The sequence below is a fragment of the Desulfosporosinus burensis genome (assembly GCF_054657535.1).
In genome coordinates, this window is the sequence record NZ_BAAHYN010000015.1 from 53366 (window position 1) to 70536 (window position 17171).

Genomic DNA, 17171 nt, shown 5'->3' on the forward strand with positions numbered 1-17171 from the left:
ATAGAAATAAAGATACCAGGGTGATTAAATATATCCCCTGGCTATCCTTAGCAGAACTCTACCGGCCGCTCGTGTTGCTCTCCAGCATTTCACTATCCTGCCTGTAGATAAGAGCCAGTTATATTATAACCATAAATTGGTACTAAAATTACGAGTTTAGGGACTAAACCAAATTTGACAACTCCAAGAGACTTCTGCCTCAGTGATATTTATATTTAGCTCGCTATCTATGGACAATGAAGAGGTTTTGCTTACGTAATTTCGAACATACATCTTTAATTGTTTCACAACAGAAGAATCAACATCGTATTTTGATTTATATGCAACAAAATCTAATGGCGTTAACTCATCAAGAAATAGATAATTACAAGTAATACAGTACTCAAGAAGGGAGGCATAATCAGCTTGTGATAAAGCTTCTGTTACCCTGATCCTCTCCCCCATGCTGATCCTCCCCTTTTCTACACTTGATAGACACTGTTTATAAATGGCTAACTTTTGTGCTAAGACAATACCAATATAATAGTTCGATGTTAAACTCTCTTAACCTTTAATTTTTTATTCAACAGATTTGATAAGTAGATTTTCAAAATCGGATTAAATACAGTAACATCAAAGGCTCTTAGCGTATAAAAAGGATATATTTTTTGTCTAAACTAAACATGAGAGCAAATGTCTCAGCACTATGATAGCGAAAACCCTGATGTGCCAGAATAAATGACAAGAAAAAGCGCCGATTAAAGATTCTACAAGTACGACGGCTGATCAAAAAAACTCCGTTTATCCCCGAATGGCACCTCTAAATCTGGTGCTATCTTTCCTTCACGTAGATATCGTTCAATGGTTTCCGTTTGAACATCGACCATCCTTACGAACTCAAGCTGAGATATCATCCCTTTCACTTCATCCTGCCAGTTAAATAAATCTATCAGCTCATAATCCGCAACATTCACCGGGAAATCTAGAAAAACAGATGGTTTTTCTCCCCTAGCAATTAAATCTCTGTCCAGCTCAAACTGTTTCTGGGAAGCAACAACGTACTCTCCCGCCCTATATTCCTTCAGGTTAAACATTTTGTGCAAAGAATAGGGCATGTTAAACAAGCCAGCATTATCAATAAAATCAAAGACCATTAGGTAATCCTTACCTGCACTTTTGCGCATTCCTCTACCCAGTTGCTGAACATAAAGTGTCTTGGAAAGCGTCGGCCTGGCCATGAACAAAACTTCTGTTTTGGGACTGTCCCAGCCCTCGTTTAAAAGGTCACAGGCACATAAGACTTGTATATCCCCATTTTCATAGAGATCTAAAATTCGCGACCTTTCCGTTGACTTCATAGAACCGGAAACAGCCTCACAATTGATTCCCTGCTGCTTAAATAACCCTGATATCTGATTGGCGTGGCGTACAGAAGCACAGAACACCACTGTTTTCTTATCCTTTACATAATTCAGGTTTCTGCTAGGAGCTTATTTCTTTCAGGCACAAAGAGTTTGCTTTCTAAGTCCTGAGCGAAATATTTAATCCCATTGATTCTCACCGTGGAAAGATCGACATTGGTCTTGACTCGGATACACCGGATAGGAACAAGTTCCCCTAATTCAACGGCTTGCTGCAAATCCAGTTTATGGGCAACGTTCTTAAAATCTTCCAGGATGCTCTCCCCATCCGCTCTGTCCGGAGTCGCAGTAAGTCCTAGGGTGAATTCAGGTTTGAAATAGCTCAAAACCTTCCTATAAGTATCTGCCGTTCCATGATGGCATTCATCGATAATGATATAGCCGAAATCATCCGGTTTAAACTGTTCAAGATTTCTGGCAACACTCTGAATGCTGCTGCAAACGACGTAAGCGTCTTTAGCTTTCTCTTCAGCCACATAGAGGCCTGTCTCCGCCTTATCCCAGAGTTCTTCAAACGTGCCTTTAGCCTGGGTTATCAGTTCTTTGGTATGAGCCAGAAACAGGGTTCTTTTCCCCAGACGTTTAGCGTCACTGACTGCGGTCACAGTTTTTCCGGTTCCTGTGGCATGATAAAGCAGAGCGATACTCTCCCCTTGATCACGCATCCTCTCCAGACTGGCTAAAGCAGCTTGTTGATGCTCTCGCAGTTCAATGAGCTTACCCTTTTGCTTGGGTAGATAATCCTCCAGCATTTTAAAGGATGGTATTTCTCCGACAAAAATCCTCAACTCATCCTTGACCTGCTCAGGATGGTGCTTCAGCTGATTGTAAACCCAGCGGTAAACCTTCCAATTATGATAGATCAGGCTATTTTGCTTGGTAAGGTCATCATAATATTTATTAGAAGAAACCTTATTGGGGTTATGATAAGTTTCACCATCAATCTCTACGGCTATTTTTAAATCTTCACTTTCCAGAGCAAAGTCGATAGAGCGTCTATGTCCATAAATATCGGTGACTGGATATTGAAGAAATAGATATTGCGCTTGATCCGGGCCAAAGGTATCACAAAACAGCTCAACAAAGAGATCTTCGGCGACACTACCCAGGCTTCCCTTCTGCTTGATCTTTTCTGTCAATTTGAATTCAACCCCTCAATCGTCGATAACTTCTTTAAGCAGTAGCTTATCCTGGAAAGCGCCTCTCTTCAGAACTTTTTGCTTTCTGATATCCTCGAATTCCTGCCGAGAGACCTCCTTATGCTCCAAGATCGCGTAGACAACCTCGACCAAATCTGCCAGTTCTTCAACACTCTGGCTGTCCAGATATTCCTGAAGTTCTTCACCCAACTTAGCGTTTAATAAGTCTTGGTACTCTTTGCCGGAGACCTTTTCTATAATGGCTTGTTTTCCGCTTTGCTCTATGATCTGGGGGATTTTATCCCGAATAAGCTTATTGTAAACTTTTACACCGCTTGTTCTACCGACATGAACTTGATTCTCGTCGATTACAGGTATGGTAATAAACCCATCCTGATCATCACCGAAAACCTTCCCCTTATGATTGGCGAGCCAATATGAGGCGTAAGCACATATAGAAAACTTGGCTGGCGCCAAGCCTCGCGAAGGCGGCCGTCTTAGTTGCACTTATGCTCCAGAAAGCATTCAACGAAGTTATGCTTTCTGATTAGTATAAAAAGGCATCCAGCTTGTCTTCAAGGTTCTTATACCCCTTCTTTGACATAGCTTGAATGCCTAATGAATCACTGAAAAAATCTTCAACGTTATAGACTTGGGGATTGAAGTCACTCAACCGCTTAAAAAGGTTAATGATCCGCCCCATCTCCATTTTGCTTGTTCCAAATTCAACCTTACTTTTGATTTTATATTTAATTGGAAATACGTCGGGAAAAAGGCCTAAGGTTATTCCAGTGGGAAAGGTTTCGATAATGACGTGCTTTTTGTTAGTTGGGTCACATGTGAGCGCAAAAGCTGGCATCCGATTTCTAATGGCTTTTACAACCTCTTCTCCTCTGACAACACCAAAGTGTTTTAACATAAAGCTTCTACTGCAATTGAAAACGGACAGATTTCTGCCATGGATTTTTTCTCTCATAATAGCTCCGTCACAGGATCTAGAGCCTGTTTCGTTACTCACGATTAAGGGAGCATCAATCCCAACGATTGCCCCCTCCAGGGCATACTCTTCAACGATTGCAGCAATCATATCGTCGCTGAACACCTTGGATTCACAGTAGACGATCATTCCATTGTCATCGATAACACAAATCCCGGATTCTTTGGCATAGGTCCACGCTAAGTCGATTCCAATATGATGCATTGATTAACCCCCCAATGCGGCAGAATCTCTTCATTGATTCCGACTCATACCTTTCTTTTTCGCCGAGCTTCCCATCTTTTCCTCCCACTAATCACCAAATATTTCAACAACTATAAAAACGCGCCTGTCAGTCTTTAAATCTGATTGGCGCTTAAACAGACTGGCAAGGGTTTAACGTCTTTTACAATACAAGAATGCGAGAAATGCAAGGGTAAGACGCGGGTACCCATAAATAAAGGAACACTCCAGGTGACTTGCCCGAAGTGTTCGCATAAGTTTACTATTACGCCAGAGAATATTTAAGAGTAAAGGTTTTACAAGGTATAAATTAAGTCCTCCAAATCACGTTTAGGCACATGATGAATTCCTTGCTGATCTCTCCAGTATTTTACGTCCCCAGCTTTATCCAATTTCTCTTTCATCCTATTAATCCTTTCATTCTATAATCTACAATGACTGTCCTCTGAAAAGATATAATTGTCATGCACACTGCTATATCGCGGGATTCTGCTCGGGAGAGGTTTCTCGTGCTCTAATATCCGGCAGAGTAACAGCAAGCACTATTCCCTTGACCTTTTTACGTTATCATTCAAACAAGCTTATCTGCTTATGCTCCGAAACCCGGAAGATAGCTTTTTCCAGTTTCTCATCATTTTGCACTGCGCTTTGATCACGCACAAGTTCTTCGAATTTCAAGTACTCATTGCTGCCGATGGCACTGGTCCTGACTTTTAACATGTAGATTAAATTAAAACGATTCATGATGGAGTTTTGTTTTAAATCAGAAAGGCAAATAAGCTGGGTGCGGTGTTTTTTGGCAATTTCAAAGAGTGGATTAAGGAGATGTTCTGAGGAGATAGGACCAAAGGGGTTGTCCATGACTAATACGCTGGAATCCTTGTCTTCATCAGCACCGGCTGCCTCCAGGGTACGTGACCGGGTATAGGCCATCAACGCTGAAAGGACGGAGAAGTAAACGACAAACTTTTCGCCGCCTGAGTTTTCCAGCATGGCGTCTTCCCAGGTCTTTAAGCCACTATTTTGCATGTTAAGATCGATCTTAAAGACTTTAACGGGGATATTGGAATGTCCCAAATAGACATTCAAGAGTTCTCGGCTGTACATTAATTTGGCGATTACTTTTTTAAGGTCCGCCTCACTCTTTTCCTGCCGGGTTTCGTCACGCACCTGGAGGATACACCCTTCGATGTATTCCTTCATCCGCCCCCCGGCTGCCTCACTGGAATCTAGGGAAAGCTCAATTTTGAGCATCTGCACCGGTCTGTTTTTTCCTTGCAAGCGCACCTTGGAATGATCCGATATCCACTCAATTTCTTCGTAAAAACGCATACCCTGGAGCAAACTCTGTTGAATCATATCCTTTTTGTTGCGTTCCAAATTGGAAAGCAGGCTTTCATGCAGCTTAATCAGTTCCCCTAATTTTTCCTGATGTTGACCCATGCGTTCATAAAGGTAGAAATACTCATCATAGTCCATATCTGGCTTATCCCAAAGCAGGTCCAGCCCCTTAAAGATATTACTGATATTGGCATTTTTCTCCCGGTATTCCGCTTTAAGCCCCCGGTAATTATTTCTAAGGGTATCGGCCTTGGTCCGATTGGCTGATTGGAAAGTAAGGAAGCTTTCCGCTAATCTGCTGGTTTGGGCCTTAAGATCCGCTTCCGGCTGGAAGCCCTTTTCAGGTTCAGCCTTCACGCCCTTAAGAACAGGGGTAATTTGATCCATCAGCTTGTTATAGGCGCTAATTTTTAAGGCTATTTGCTTGAGCTCCTGATCCAAGCGGGTGTACTCGGCGGATAGCTTATGACGCCGACTCTGGAAATCTCCTTTAATCTCTTCGGGGCCAAGCGGAAATTCCGCTCCCAGCTTTTTCACTTCTTCGGCAGCGATGTCGCAGGCTATTTTTGCAGCGCTGGCTTTTTGACCGGCTTGAAAGGTAACCCTTTGCAGAAGCTTTCTGGATTTTTCAAGTTCATTCATTTCCGAACTGATCTCCTCGGCTTTCCCCTCATCATAGGCTGCTCCCCGATAATCCTCTTCTGCCAAACTCAACCTGGCCAGTTCTTTTTCCATTTTAGCACAGTCCAACTGCAGGTCCTTTTGGCGTTTTTCCAGAAACTCAATTTCTCCTGTATAGGCCGCCTTTAGACCTTGCAGCCTGGATTCCAGTTCTTCGAGACTCCCCTCGACGATTTCCGCCACCGGGGCCTGCTGATAGAGGGTGAGCTTTTTCCGGATTTCTTGAGTCTCCCTCTTTTTCCGATCGATTGCGTAATCAACTCTCTTGAGCTCTTCCTGAAGGTTCTCGATGTTCAAAGTCTGTTCCGCTTTTTTTCTATCGGCGTTGGAAATCCCCTCAATAACTTCTCCCAGCCTTTTTCGGCAGGTCTGATAGTCCTTTTCCCGTTCCAGCCAAGACTCAAACAGGGTAAGGGCAACCTCTGCCCTTTGCCGATTCTCGCTTGTTTCTTTGAGGGATTGTTCCAGTTTTTCCAGGGCTCTGCAAAGATTCTTTTTTTCCTGTTCCAGGAGAGACACATTGTCGGCAATCCCCTTGAGCTGCTTATCGGCGGCTGTTTTCTTTTTTTCCAGCAGATAGAGATGCTCCGACGGATAGACAAAACGCCCGCATATGGCTTGCTTGGCAATCGTATCATTGCGCTCCTCTGAATAATGGGCATACTGCTCGAAGGCCTCAGTTTGCTTTCGTTTCAGTTCTTCTTCCAGTTTAACGAGGCTCTCATTATTAAAGACCCTGCCTTCATACAGACAAACTAAAGTTAGGCCTTCACCGGCCTGAACCATTCTCTCTGTCATAGAAATTATGCTCTTGCCCAAATCCTCATAAGCAATCAGAGGAAGAACACGTCGCAGGGTCATTCGATTCATAGCCTCAGCCAGGAGTTCAATGCTCTCCTTGGCCAGGATTAGGGCATAAGGCAAAACAGGATTTTCCCCCAGCAGCTTCTGGCGGATGTCCGGGGGCAGATTGCGCAGATAGGTTTCACCCGTATCATATTGAATATCCTTAGCAGCCAGTAAGGAGACGACTTCTCCGGGAATATGCAGTCTCCCCTGTTTAAGGGAGGAAAGGGATTCCGTGGACTCGTCCCGCATCCGGACTGCTTCTTCCAAGCTCTGATCCAGGTTTTTCAGTCGTTGATTAAACAAGGTGTGCAGACGTTCCCGGTCAAATCTGAGTTCAGCGGCAAAGCCGAATTTATGGAGGATGCCCAGGACTTCCTGTTCCTGCTGCTCATAGGCGGCAATCTCTTCATTCAGACGGCTTAAAGAATTGGCTTCCTCAGCTTTGGCTTCCCGCAGTTCTTGGCTCTCCCGCTCCTTATCCTGCTGTTTCCGAACATTCTCAGCTTTTTCTTCAACCAAAAGCACTTCTTTGCTCGCCAAATCCACTTGGTTCTTTTGCAGCCCCAGTCTAGCTTTCTCAATGTCCTGCTGGGCTAACTCCCCCAGCAGGTTCCTGTTCAGATTAAGCTTGAGCTTCCCTCGGACGTCCCGTTCCTGGGCTTCATACTGTTTTACCTGCTGCTGAAGACCGCCTTTTTCGCCTACAAACCCTCTTAATTCCTGATCCAGATTATGGGCCTCCGTCTTGAGCTGCAGCAAATTCTTGTCCCACTCCGTCTTTTCCCCGCTTAAGCCCTCTAAAGCCAGCTCGAGATCCTGCAACGTTTCCTGAGCCAACCGTTTAAGAGAGTATTCCAAATCGCGCATTCTCTGATCTGTACCCAGCTGTGAACGAGAAGCTTCCAGCCTTTCCTGGATCCCGGAAAGGTCAGCCTTTTTTGAACCTATCTCCTGGCCGAGACCGGCTGCCTCCATGATTTTGGCAGAGAATTTAGCCGCCTCCAGCTTTTCCTCGTTATCCAGACTGCTTTTTTCCGCCTCAGCCAATTCCTGGGCAGCTTGGTTATGCTCCTCGTGTCTCAACCAGTAAGCATGAGAGCGTTCTTCCAAGTCGATCCGCTGCTGTTCCTGTTTGAGATTAACTAATTCAAGTTGATTGCCCTCCTGGTCTTCCTGGAGCTGGTCTGTTTCAGTGTTTAAATGACGATTCAGAGCCGCCAGTTTTCCTGCCAAGCGTTTTTGCTCTTCCAGACCGTTGAGAAGTTCAACTAAGGCACCGACCTGTTCTCCGTATCCAACTAAGAATTCATCGAGAACTTGCTTTTCTAAGATAAAGCGCTCGTTCTCAATGACCTCCCGCACTAATCCTTCCAACATTTCTTCTAACCGATGGGCCTCGGAACGATCCTTATAAATCACCTTCTCGATGGTTTTGATGATCCATTCATTTAATAATTGGCTGGAGTTTTTATACTTCTGAAAGATCTCATCTAAACCGCCTTCACTGTCATTGATTTTGGCGATAATATTTTTCCACTCATCCTGAGCAATTCCAAACTCAGCCAAGCGTTTGCGGTAGCGCTCCCCGTCATCATCATAAAAACAACCAAAGAGATAGGGGTCCTTCTTCTCCTTTTCCAGCATCATCTCCCTGGCTTCCTTGAAGGGTTTAATCTCCAGAATATTACCCGTTTGTTTAACCAGTTCAATATTAGCCAGATCGAAGGCGTTGGAGCCCGTATATTGAGAAGTGAAGGTAAAATACTTCACTCTGTTTTTCTCATCCTCAATCCCTGATACCTCAGCCGAAACCATTCCCAGGCCTGTCAGCAAATAACCGCCGGCACTGTCCAGCTTCCATTCGATCAGGACATAGGCAGGTAAACGTTTTTTACGGAAAAAGGCGTTGATGCGGCGCCCCTGGATTTTTGTTTCGGGCACGATGGGTTGAAAGATCAGCTGCACCAAAACACTTTTACCGCCGCCATTGGCTAAACTGAGCAAGGCATTTTCCCCACCGTGGAAATTAAAGGTTTCATCCTGAATATGCCGCAGGTCATTGTTGTAGGAAAAGTTAATGATCCGAATCCGATTAATTCTGGGCATGAGATACCGCTCCTTCGAAGAACTCTCTAATCTCTTCTACCCGGCTATCATCCAGGTAATAATTAAGCATCAGGTCATCCAGCTTCCTGGTGGGCCGCAGCTCACGGTCATCATCCACGATTCTGAGCAAGGCTTCCCGCTCCAGGAGCCGGCAGGTATTCAAAATCGTACCGGTTTTTGTTTTGCGGCCTCTCTCTTCAAAATCCTGCTTACTGGCCCACAGCTCAGCGATGCGGGTAAAATTCAGGGCGTATTTTTCCTCCAGGACCTTCCCCTCTTCCCCATCACTTAAGGCCAGTTCAAAACGCCTGTCCAGTTCCTCGATCAACGTGCTGATTCGTAAGAATTCCCGCTGTTTCGGATTTCGGTTCCGTCCGCCGTAAAATAAGTACAAAATGAACATGGAGATATAGCTCAGCAAGTAGGCATCGACAAGCTTAGCATCCGTGGCAACGCTTTCGCGCAAATCCTTGGTTGTATAGCCCAAGATCCCATTGCCGCTATGGGGAAGCAAATAGAGACTTCCCGCTACTTCAATGACTTTAAACTCCAGCTCCTCCTCAAATTCCGCCAAGATCGCCCTAACCTCCACATTGCGGAATTCCAGGAACAGATCCCCCTCGCTTTCCCGATCCAGTTGCCCCTTCTCCAGGAGTTTGCGGTAAATCTTCAGGGCTGTTTTTATCTCACTCACTGGAAGCTCACCTCAATCCAAAAATCACTGATGGCGATACGCCTGCTTAACTTCTCTTGCCCGATATAAGTTAGGATTTCCTGTTCGTATACCTCTTCATCAGGTTTGCTGATCTCGATTCTCTTAATTCCAAATAAGTCCGGGTGGACATATTCCAGGCGGTACAAACAATAGCTGACATCCAGCTCGCCTGTAGCATTGGCCACTACCTCCTCTTGCTCTTCCCTCCATCTACTCAGATCAATCACCTGGAGATCATAGAGCTTGAGCATGGTTTTGAAAATCAGATCATCCTCCGTTAATTCCTTAAAGACTTCTGCCTTAGTCTCAAGATCCTGCATCAATTCACTCAAGCGAAAGGATTCCCTTTTGCGGTCAGCAAACTCCAACAGACTGCCTAACAATTCCAGATTTCGATCATTGATTTTGGAGATTTTGCGCAGTTCCATATCTTCTCCCAGCTCCTCCAGGAGGATACTGGGGGTGCCTTCGTCTTCCTGCTTAAGGCGTGCTTGTCGCTCAAACAAGCTGAGTACGTTGAGAATCCGATCCGGGTTAGGCCGAAGTAAAGGATTAAGAAGCTGCCAGAGAGAGGGCAGCTTTTCCTCTGGGCATTGCTCCAAGGGCTTGAGGATGACCTGCTCAAAGTCATAATAGCGAGCTCTGGCCAGAGCAAAGGAATCCGCAATGGTTTCCTTATAAATTCTCGACAGGCTGAGACGTTCCATGATCAATTCCTTTTGCTCACTGATGGTTAGGTTGATGTTTCTACGGATAATCCCGATCTCTGAGCGAGCTTTAATCATCTGCTCGTCCAAGGCCCCCCGTAGGTCTTCCTCTTCCTTAAGGCGCTGCTCGGAAAGCAGAATCATGGAGCGAATCTCACCCATCATGCTGTATTCCTCTTCAAGCAGGGTATAGGTACTGGTTACAAGCCGTTCAAACTCTTCGATGTTTACCTCATAAATGTTTTCCCGAACTTTTTGCACGAACTGCCGGACATCATTCTTTTTTTGCCGGATCATCTGCACCAGGTTCGCGCTTTGCCCAATGGCCTTCCTGTAGTTTTTACGCTTAATCAGTTCACGAAGCTTGAGTTCTTCAATGGTAAAACTGATTTCCTCCTCGACTTCTTTGGTTCGGAAAAGAAGGTCATAGCCCTGATCCGTCAGCTGATAATTAAGCACATAGCCCCGCTGATCGTCGATGAGCTTATCATCAATGAGTCGAATCCGGAGTTGGTCCATACCCTTCCCGTAGTTCATGACAGGATAGTAGCGCGCTTCCCCTCCATTTTGCAGAATGTCCTTGATGATGTATTCCGTCAGTTTGCGCACAACCTCAGGGGACAGGGCTAGGGAATACTCAGGGAGGATCTGAGCGACAAAGCGGGCGAGGCTGTCCATAGTACACTCTTCATCCTCAGTTAAGGTTCTTTCCATGATAAAGACAAGGACGGAAAGAATAATATTATCCAGCTGCCCAGGCTCAAACAATCGCTCAAACTCCATCTTGCGATTGGTGCGGTTGATAATGGAGTCAATCGCAGCGACCAGCTGCATCCTCTTTTCAAAGCCTTCCAAAAATTCAAATGTTGTCGTCGCCACTCGTTTCAACCCCGTTCCTACTACTTGAGAAGATCCGCCGCCACCTGATAATTGATAATCTCCTGAGGGATGTACTTGCCCTCAGCTAATAAGTCCTTTAAAAAGCCACCCGCTAAGCTCATGCTCATGCTCGTGCTCGTGCTCGTGCTCAGGGGATTATCCCCCTGGGCAAGTTCCAAAGCTGCTAAAAATTCAGAGAGCGAACCGGTCACACCACGCTGATCGGGTGATTTAGGTAATGCTTGACGTTCTGCGTGCTTTGCCGCAAGTTCCAGCATAAGACTATAGAGGGCAGCGAAGGGTTTTAATTCCAGAGACGGATTGGCTTCGCGGGTACGAAAAAATAGCCGAATACCTTCCCAGTCCAGATCCCCGAAGTAAAGAAAGCGTGTAGCTTGTCCTTCCCCGCCCAACATGGCGGCCTTGTATTCCTCTAAAGCTCCCGGCTTCGTGATTTTATTCCCTTCCCCGTACAAAAGCACCTGGAGAACCGTACCTGCCAAGAAGTTTTTTCCCGTATCCTGCATTAGCTTCCGCAAGGTAAACCAGGTATCCTTGTTTTCAATAACCAGCACTGTCGTGAGCTGGCCGAGATCATGTCGATATTCAAAAAATGGCTCCGGAGTGTCATAATAATTAAGGAAATCCTCCGCCAGACTATTAAACCTCAGCACGTCTTTAACCAAGGATATCTGCTCATCCAACAGCTTCTCCCTGCCCCACACGGAAAAGGAGCGCTCCTTGCGCGACATGGGTTTGTCTAACAAACCCTGAGCAAACCACAGATAGTTGCTGATTCCTTCAACGATCTGCTGATGCTTTTTATAAACCTCCGGCCTCTGCAAATAACCCGCAATGCTAAGCTCAGGATTAAGCCGGCGAATGGACTCAAGATAAGAGGTATAATCCTCCTGGGGCTTAATAATTTTATATTTATTATACAGAGGCGGCAGTCGTCCATTCTTTTTTGAAGCCTTTACCGGAGCAAGTACTCCGGACTCTACCAATCTTTCCACTTCACCCTGAAAACGAGGATAATCTGACTCCCCGAGGATCTGCTGGAGTTCCAGATCGGTAACTGTTTTGCTGACATGATTCAGGAGTTTTTCGATTTGTTCCATATCTATCCCTTCTTAACGCATCCTGTTTGACAGATTATCTGATTCTCAATTTGGATTTAGTAATTCTCACTTCTTCGAGATTATCCTGCAAAATCCTGCCCATGTGGGTCTGCCTTGATTATATATAATTATCTGCCAAAGTAAATAAAATAAAGCCCTACAGTATAACTGGGGCTCAAGGTCTTCTTCATTCCTGTATTAGGCTGTTAGGCAAAATAAGCACATGTGAAGATCTTTGGTAATATATAAATTTATATTTACTCAAAATTATGATAAAATAGGTTCAGAAATATTGAGAACGAGGAGCGAGGACTATGCCAAACATTCGTCCCATCTCTGATTTGCGCAATAAGGCTAACGAGATTTCTGAACGTAATGGATCGAAGACTGTGATGCAAATTGATTGCAGGCGTTCGCTCTTTAAAAAGGGCATCACCCTTATATTGACATCAAATAAGTTGCTTGATATACTGAAAGAACAAAAGCAGATTGAAATGCGATGATAAGGAGGAGTACATACTCCCGATATTCAAGAGAGAAGATGGTTGGTGCGAATCTTCATGGAGGAAGTATGGAAGTAGCCTTTGAGCAGTGAACCGAACGAGAGAAATCTTTAGTAGACTTCAACGGAGTTTTCCACCGTTACAAGGAAAGCGGTATCGATCACAGTATTCGTGCTGATTTATTCAGTACCATATTTGTTTTCCGTACTGATAGAGTGCAGAGGTCTTTCCTCTGAATTTAGGTGGTAACACGGAAGTAGATTCGCCCTAAGCTAAAGTAAAATTTAGCTTAGGGCTTTTTGTTTGCTTTTTATAAATTTAAAGGAGGTATACATGAATATGAAACAAGTGAGAGGAACCAGTTTATTAGTAAAAGCTTTACGGGAAGAAGGAGTAGCTACAGTATTTGGGTATCCGGGAGGGTTAGTAACGGATATTTTCGACGAACTCTATCACCAGGATACAATTAAGGTTGTATTGCCACGACATGAGCAGGCACTGGTTCATGAGGCAGATGGTTATGCACGTTCTACAGGTAAAGTAGGTGTATGCTTGGTTACAGGTGGTCCGGGTGCAACAAACATGGTAACCGGAATAGCAACTGCTTACTATGACTGTGTGCCGCTAGTTTGCTTGTCAGGGCAGGTTACCTCTAACTTGATTGGAGACGATGCCTTTCAAGAGGCTGACATCGTTGGTATCACTAGAAGTATTTGTAAATATGGAGTCATTGTTAACGATAGAAAGAATTTAGGCAAAATAATCAAGGAAGCTTTCTATATTGCCAGAACTGGGAAACCTGGCCCGGTATTAATTGATTTACCTAAGGATATTATGCTTGAGTTAGGAAGTGATGAATATCCTGAAAAGGTGAATCTCAGAGGGTACAAGCCAAGTACAAAAGTACACATAGGACAGCTTAAAAAGGCGGTGGATTTATTAAAAGCTTCCAAAAAACCTATTTTCCTTATTGGTGGAGGGGTAAATATAGCCGGAGCACACGATGAACTTACGAAGCTTGTGGAACTAACAAAGATTCCTGTAGCGACAACCATGATGGGAAAAGGAAGTATTGACACTAAACATTCATATTATCTCGGCAATATTGGCATGCATGGAAGTTATGCGGCCAATATGGCAATTACGGAATGTGATGTGCTATTTTCCATAGGAACAAGATTTAGTGATAGAGTTACGAGTAAAATAAGTGAATTTGCTCGCAAAGCTAAAATTGTTCATATCGATATTGATACAGCCTCCATCTCAAAGAATATAAGGGTTGATATACCCATTGTAGCTGACGCAAAAGAAGCTATTGAAGCAATGCTTAAATATGTAAAAGAATATGACACAACGGAATGGATGAAGCAGCTTGAAACCTGGAAAGCATCACATCCCCTTACTATGAAGAATAATAAAGGGATTACAGCAAAAAAGATTATTGACCATATCAATGAAACGTTCAAAGACGCAATCATAGTAACGGACGTAGGACAACACCAAATGTGGACAACTCAGTTTTTAGAGTTAAATAGGAATATGAAGCTGTTAACCTCAGGTGGTATGGGAACAATGGGATATGGTTTCCCTGCTGCGATAGGTGCAAAAATAGGAAATGAAGATAAAATAGTTATTTGCATTTCGGGTGACGGGGGAATACAGATGAACATTCAAGAGATGGCTACTGCTGTGGCAGAGGAGCTTCCTTTGATTATTTGCATATTTAACAACAGCTCTTTAGGAATGGTAAGACAAGTTCAAACACTCTTTTACGAAAAGCATTATTCAAGTGTATGTACAAGACGCAGGAAAGAATGCGATTTAAGATGTAGTGGTACAAGTGATAAATGTCCTGTATATTCGCCGGATTTTGTTGCATTGGCTAAGTGTTACGGAGCGGAAGGTATACGTGTAACAACAGAAGGGGAAATTGAGACCGCCTTCGAACAGGCATTAAAGAACACGAAAGGTCCTACTATCATTGAATTTATCATTGACAACGATGAACTTGTTCTGCCAATGGTACAAGGTGGAAAACCATTGTATGACATGATTTTAGAATACTAAGGGGGGCAAAAAGTCTGAAACATTTGTAGGATAACGCACATTAGTTCGAGAGCATAGCAAACAAGCCATCAAGAGATGACTTAAAATTGAATTAATATACTGAGTCAGGCTGTAGTTTTTATTCGGTATCCTTGATTTTTAGCGATCAAAATTGCTTGTTCAACCGTGATTTCGCGGTCTACTGGAAGAACATCGGATTTTTTGTATAAGTCAGCATTATAGGGTTCTTTCTTTTTAAGAATCATATAAATCGCAGTTAGTAACATGCGCGCAATTGCGATGATTGCTCGTTTGTGCCCACGACGCTTTTTGAGTTTTAAGTAGCGGTTACGGATTTCAGGATGCTTTTCACTCTTTACCACAGCAGTGGCGCATTGGACTAAAAGTGGTTTGATGTAACAACCAGCTTTTGAAATCCTAACAGACTTTTTCTTTCCGGCACTTTCGTTATTCGTAGGTGTAAGCCCTGCCCAGGAGCATAAATGCTTAGCTGTCGGGAACACGTCCATATTGACACCTATTTCGGAAACCACAGTAATGGTAGAAAAGATGTTTTTAAAGGACGGAACAGTTAAGATCAAGTTTAGTTCTTCTGCGTAGGGCACGGAAAGAGAAAGGATAATTCCCTCAAGATCTGATTTGCGCTCAGTGAGATCTTCATAGTGTCGCTTGATGATTTTAAGTTTCCCCGCTTGTTCGAGTGTGATAAACCCATCAACGGCAAGCTCAAGTTCAGGAAGTTTTTTAAACAGAGAACAATGTACAAGGGATTCTAAGTCAAACGTGGTATCCAGGGGGTTCTCAAGGATCTTGTCAATAATCTTCATAGAACTCTTGCCAAAAGTGTCCGAAAGGACATTGCCAAGTTGAATGTTGGATACCGTCAAGCAATTTTGAAGTCTGTTTTTTTCGCTGGACATAAAGTTGGTCAGCTTAGCGCGATAGCGCATCAAGTCTCTAAGCTGTCTAATGGCAAGTGGTGGCATAAAGCTACCTGCGACAAGGTCATGCTTGAACAAGTCGGCAATCCACTGAGCATCTTTATTATCCGTTTTTTTACCGCGGATCGCTTTGACGTATTTCGGGTGAGCGAGGGTAATGTTGCAAGAATCTTCAAGAATGTTGAAGATTGGAATCCAGTATTTTCCTGTAGACTCCATACAAACTTCGCTGCAGTTGTTTTCACAAAGCCATTGTGACAGCTCTTTTAGGCCTTTTGTAAAGGTAGAAAAGCGATGGCGTTTGTAACTAGTAACCCCCTTGTTGTTTGTCGTAGCAATACAGGCAACCACAAAGGTTTTGTGGACGTCAATGCCACAACAAATTTGATGGACAATTTTTAAAGCCACAGTAGAATCTCCCTTCCTAGATTTGAAGGGATAGACAGCATTGACTGATTGCCTAGCTATAAACGAGTAATGTTTATACAAAGATAAGTCTGCGTGCTCAAAGTCACACTTATTTGTGCTTGGAAAGGCAATCTACACATATAAACATGCGGTCACTCCGTGTTTGGAGTAGCCCACTCACCTCCCCGTGGTTTGTAGTTAACTGCTATCCCTACGTTTATAGGATAAATAAAATAACGCTCAAAGCCAACACGTTTCATAACGTTTTGTGCCTTGAGCGCAGCGAAAGGAATGGATATAAACATGAAGAAACGATGGCTTTCACTTTTTGTTGAAAATGATATAGGTGTTTTGGCGAAGATTTCAGGCCTGTTTTCAGGAAAAGCATATAATTTAGAAAGTTTGACTGTGGGAATGACAGAGGATGAAACCGTTTCAAGAATGACCATTCGATTAAAGAGTGATGATGATACTTTTGAACAGATAAAGAAGCAATTAAATCGTTGCGTAGAAGTTATCAAAGTAATAGATTTTACTAATAGTCCGATTCATATGAAGGAATTGATCTTTGTTAAAATAAGGAAATGTTCTAAAGTTGATAAGGAAGAATTGTTCAGAATTGCTGAGGTCTTTGGTGTTTCAATCATAGATTACGATAAAGAAAGTGTATTGATGGAATGCGTTCAAACGGAAAGCAAGAACAACGATCTGATTAATCTCTTGAGTAGTGATTTCAAAAACATTGAAGTGGTTAGAGGCGGAAGTGTTGCAATAGAATCTATAAGTATGACAGAGCGGTAAGGAGATTTGAGAGAGTAGCAGCTATAGATCTGCTGCCCATTTTGGCAAGCAATCTGTGAAAGTGCCTGCATTAAAGTGCTGAATTCATGAAATAGTTGTCACCGCCTGTTCTGACCACATGCCTCTTCGGGATAATTAGAACATGCCCTTCATTGACTGGAAACTTGTCACGATCATTGCAAATTAATCATTTTGTAAACTCCTTCGTGCTTCTCTTTACTGGCCAAATACCAACCGCCATTTTGAGGTTTATTATACCTTTCTTTTTCGCCGAACTTTCTGCATTTCCCTTAT

The 17171-nt window shown here is 43.6% G+C and carries 11 protein-coding genes, 2 pseudogenes and 1 other annotated feature; of the genes and pseudogenes, 4 read left to right on the top strand and 9 right to left on the bottom strand.

Features of this window, described 5'->3' with window-relative positions:
• Positions 1-156: 156 nt before the first annotated feature.
• From ACYQ3Q_RS22980 to ACYQ3Q_RS22995, 4 genes and pseudogenes are all read right to left on the bottom strand, one after another.
• The gene (locus ACYQ3Q_RS22980; RefSeq protein WP_459930788.1) at positions 157-444 is read right to left on the bottom strand and encodes a hypothetical protein; all 288 of its coding nucleotides are present in this window, start codon (positions 442-444) and stop codon (positions 157-159) included.
• 326 nt (positions 445-770) lie between these two features.
• Positions 771-2539: pseudogene (locus tag ACYQ3Q_RS22985) on the bottom strand (DEAD/DEAH box helicase); the annotation flags it as partial.
• A 15-nt stretch (positions 2540-2554) separates the two neighbouring features.
• Positions 2555-3016, bottom strand: coding sequence for a nucleoside triphosphate pyrophosphohydrolase (locus ACYQ3Q_RS22990; protein WP_459930789.1), 462 nt, complete (start codon positions 3014-3016; stop codon positions 2555-2557).
• Positions 3017-3086: 70 nt separating this feature from the next.
• The gene (locus ACYQ3Q_RS22995) at positions 3087-3740 is read right to left on the bottom strand and encodes a DUF429 domain-containing protein (RefSeq protein ID WP_459930790.1); all 654 of its coding nucleotides are present in this window, start codon (positions 3738-3740) and stop codon (positions 3087-3089) included.
• Positions 3741-3929: 189 nt separating this feature from the next.
• Here ACYQ3Q_RS22995 and ACYQ3Q_RS23000 point away from each other — a divergent pair.
• Positions 3930-4043, top strand: a pseudogene (locus ACYQ3Q_RS23000) (glutaredoxin family protein); the annotation flags it as partial.
• A 282-nt stretch (positions 4044-4325) separates the two neighbouring features.
• On the opposite strand, the gene ACYQ3Q_RS23005 reads toward ACYQ3Q_RS23000, so the two are convergent.
• Genes ACYQ3Q_RS23005 through ACYQ3Q_RS23020 form a run of 4 tightly spaced genes read right to left on the bottom strand, consistent with a single transcriptional unit; the run spans position 4326 to position 12157 of the window.
• Complete coding sequence (locus ACYQ3Q_RS23005) at positions 4326-8735, bottom strand: coiled-coil domain-containing protein (RefSeq protein ID WP_459930791.1); 4410 nt, start codon at positions 8733-8735, stop codon at positions 4326-4328.
• On the bottom strand, positions 8722-9429 hold the full coding sequence (locus ACYQ3Q_RS23010; protein ID WP_459930792.1) for a DUF6063 family protein: 708 nt from the start codon (positions 9427-9429) through the stop codon (positions 8722-8724). Before ACYQ3Q_RS23010 ends, ACYQ3Q_RS23005 begins: the two co-directional genes overlap by 14 nt.
• Positions 9426-11036: a hypothetical protein gene (locus tag ACYQ3Q_RS23015; protein ID WP_459930793.1), complete on the bottom strand. Its 1611-nt coding sequence runs from the start codon at positions 11034-11036 to the stop codon at positions 9426-9428. Before ACYQ3Q_RS23015 ends, ACYQ3Q_RS23010 begins: the two co-directional genes overlap by 4 nt.
• A 20-nt stretch (positions 11037-11056) precedes the next feature.
• Positions 11057-12157, bottom strand: coding sequence for a hypothetical protein (locus ACYQ3Q_RS23020; protein ID WP_459930794.1), 1101 nt, complete (start codon positions 12155-12157; stop codon positions 11057-11059).
• 314 nt (positions 12158-12471) lie between these two features.
• Between ACYQ3Q_RS23020 and ACYQ3Q_RS23025 the strand changes: the two genes are divergently transcribed.
• Together ACYQ3Q_RS23025 and ilvB are read left to right on the top strand one after the other, a co-directional pair.
• Positions 12472-12660: a hypothetical protein gene (locus ACYQ3Q_RS23025; protein WP_459930795.1), complete on the top strand. Its 189-nt coding sequence runs from the start codon at positions 12472-12474 to the stop codon at positions 12658-12660.
• Positions 12648-12933, top strand: a binding site (T-box leader). Its footprint overlaps the gene before it by 13 nt.
• A gap of 66 nt (positions 12934-12999) precedes the next feature.
• On the top strand, positions 13000-14727 hold the full coding sequence (gene ilvB, locus ACYQ3Q_RS23030; RefSeq protein WP_459930796.1) for a biosynthetic-type acetolactate synthase large subunit: 1728 nt from the start codon (positions 13000-13002) through the stop codon (positions 14725-14727).
• A 104-nt stretch (positions 14728-14831) separates the two neighbouring features.
• Here the strand turns inward: ilvB and ACYQ3Q_RS23035 are convergent, their stop codons facing one another.
• A complete protein-coding gene (locus tag ACYQ3Q_RS23035) occupies positions 14832-16076 on the bottom strand; it encodes an IS110 family RNA-guided transposase (RefSeq protein ID WP_459928991.1) in 1245 nt (414 codons plus the stop codon).
• A gap of 303 nt (positions 16077-16379) precedes the next feature.
• On the opposite strand from ACYQ3Q_RS23035, the gene ilvN reads away from it, so the two are divergent.
• Positions 16380-16877, top strand: coding sequence for an acetolactate synthase small subunit (gene ilvN, locus ACYQ3Q_RS23040; RefSeq protein ID WP_459930857.1), 498 nt, complete (start codon positions 16380-16382; stop codon positions 16875-16877).
• Positions 16878-17171: the final 294 nt, after the last annotated feature.